Origin of the sequence: Longimicrobium sp., assembly GCF_036280135.1 — a bacterium.
Classification (GTDB): Bacteria; Gemmatimonadota; Gemmatimonadetes; order Longimicrobiales; family Longimicrobiaceae; genus Longimicrobium.
Genome location: NZ_DASURI010000318.1, coordinates 1 through 2,567, shown reverse-complemented (window position 1 = coordinate 2,567; position 2,567 = coordinate 1). Strand labels below are relative to the sequence as shown.

At 73.8% G+C, this 2,567-nt stretch carries 2 protein-coding genes; both read left to right on the top strand.

Features of this window, described 5'->3' with window-relative positions:
* Window positions 1-691 (top strand): LarC family nickel insertion protein (locus tag VFZ20_RS10160; RefSeq protein ID WP_329683756.1); only part of this gene is annotated, 691 nt, incomplete at its 5' end.
* Between the two features lie 76 nt (window positions 692-767).
* Window positions 768-2,042: a hypothetical protein gene (locus tag VFZ20_RS10155; RefSeq protein WP_329683755.1), complete on the top strand. Its 1,275-nt coding sequence runs from the start codon at window positions 768-770 to the stop codon at window positions 2,040-2,042.
* The last annotated feature ends 525 nt before the right edge of the window (window positions 2,043-2,567 follow it).

Below are 2,567 nucleotides of genomic sequence, written 5' to 3'. Positions count from 1 at the left end.
CGGGCACTTTCCCGTGCCGCCGCCGGCCGTGCTCAACCTGCTCAAGGGCATTCCCGTCACGGACCCCGAGTTCCAGGGCGAGTGCACCACCCCCACGGGCGCCGCGCTGCTGCAGGCGCTCACGGGGGGCACGCCGCCGCCCGCCACCTACACGCCCGTGGCCAGCGGCTTCGGCGCCGGCACGCGCGACCCGCAGGACCGGCCCAACGTGCTGCGGCTGGTGCTGATCGAGCCGCAGGGCGGGGGCAGCGAGGGGATCGTCGTGGTGCAGTGCGACGTGGACGACCTGCCCGCCGAGTACGTGCCGCCCCTGCTGCAGTCCGTGCTGGACGCCGGCGCGGCCGACTGCACGGCGCAGCCCCTGGTGATGAAGAAGGGCCGGCCCGGCGTGCGCATCGAGGCGCTGGCCAGCCCCGAGATGCTGGAGGCCGTCACGGCCGCCCTGTTCCGCGGCGGCTCCACCATCGGGCTGCGCTATTGGCCCGCCGGGCGGCGCGTGCTGCCGCGGACGGTGGAGACCGTGACCTGGCGCGGGCAGGAGATCCGCGTCAAGCGCAGCGCCCTCCCCGGCGGGGGCGAGCGCGCCAAGCCCGAGTTCGACGACGTGGCCCGCGCCGCCGCGCAGCTGGGCGTGACGCCCCTGGAGGCGTACCGCGCCCTGCTGTCCGACGGCGTGGCCCGCGAGAGCTGACCGGCCCCGCGGCCGGTCCGGTGCCGCCCGCCCCGCGGGGGAGGGCGCTATCCTATCCATCCAACGGAGGATGCAGATGAAGATCGATCGTGGCCTGCTCATGACGCTGGCCGCCGCGACGCTTACCGCGGCCTGCGCCAGCGCCGGCGCTACCGGCGGCGGAGCGGGAGGGGGAGGGCCGCGCGTGTCCGTGGCCGCGCCCGATGTGACCTGCTCCACGGGCCGCCTGTCCGGCACCCCGGCGGCCGATTCCGCGGCCAGCATCCTGGCCCTCATCAACACGGCCGCCGACAGCGCGCAGGCCGCCCAGTACGCGCAGTCCCGCCAGGTGGCCGGCCGCGCCATCGCGGGTGACCCCACCAACGCGTACGGCTACTACCTGGCCGGCCAGGCCGCCCTGGGCACGGCCGACTACGCCGACGCGGATTCGCTGCTGCGCCGCTCCAAGGAGCTGTGCCCGGAGCTGGGCGCGTACGACGTGGACCGCCTGCTGGCCGGCGGCGCCGCCCTGGCGTTCGACCGCGCGCAGACGGCCATCCAGGCCGGTGACACCACCACCGCCGTGGCCGGGTACGAGACGGCCCTGCGGATGGACCCCACCAACTACCCGGCCGAGTTCTACCTGGGCCTGGTGGCGTTCGGCCGGCAGAACACGGACGAGTCCGTGCGCCGCTGGCGCCGCGTGGCCACCATCATCGACGCGCTGCCGGCCGACTCGTCGGCGCAGGTGAACGCCGACCGCGCCGGCGCCCGCGCCAACGCCATCAACGCGCTCACCTTTGCGTCGCGCCAGTACCTGGAGCGCGAGCAGACGGCCCAGGCCGCGCAGCTGCTGCAGGAGCTTTCGCGCGACCTGCCCAACAACGCCGACGTGGCCTACTACTACGCGCTGGCGCTCAACACGCAGCAGCGCTGGCAGGAGCTGCTCCCGGCCGCGCAGCGCGCCGTGGAGATGGCGCCCCTGAACTACGGCGCCCTGGTGCTCATGTACAACGGCTACGCGGGCCAGTCGCAGGCCGCCGCGGCCGCCGGGCAAAACGCCCAGGCCAGCGAGCTGGGCCGCCAGGCGGCCCTGGTGCGCCAGCGCCACGACAGCCTGCCCGTGCAGATCGAGCAGCTGCAGGTGGACGTGGAAGACACCAACACGGCCATCCGCGGCGTGGCCGTGGGCACGGGCCGCACGGCGCCGGTGACGGTCGAGTTCACGCTGCACGGCGCCAGCGGCCCCCTGGGCACCGGCCGCACCACCATCACCCCCCCCGCCGAGGCCGACGCGCAGTCGCGCTTCGAGCTCACGGTGGACAACACGCAGGCGGTGACGGGCGTGACCTACCGCGTCGTGGGCGGCTGATTCGCCCCGGCTGATTTCGGTGGATGTGCGCGAGGGCGGGCCCGGCGACCGGGCCCGCCCTCTTCGCGTATGTGAGTGTGATATGGGGAGAGGATGGATCACGCCGACAGCGGGCCGCCCCACCCCCCGGCCCCCTCCCCGCTCGTTCCTCGCTGAGAGGGGGAGAACTGCGTACGTGTCTGCTCCGATTTGATTTCCTGAGGGAGGCGCCGCGCGATCTTGTTCGTGCGGATTCCATGGCGCCGACCGAAGGATCTCCTCTCCCGCGCACGGCGACAGACGCGCGGCAGGATCCGGCCCGCCGTCTTCCGTCGCGGGGCATAGGCCGAGCGGAGGCAGGCAAGATCCTTCGGGGCCGCATGCATCCAGAGGCGATCAGGTCCGTGAGGGCCCCTCAGGAAGACAACGACGCCGATTTGATTTCCTGAGGGAGGCGCCGCGCGATCTTGCCCGTGCGGATTCCATGGCGCCGACCGAAGGATCTCCTCTCCCGCGCACGGCGACAGACGCGCGGCAGGATCCGGC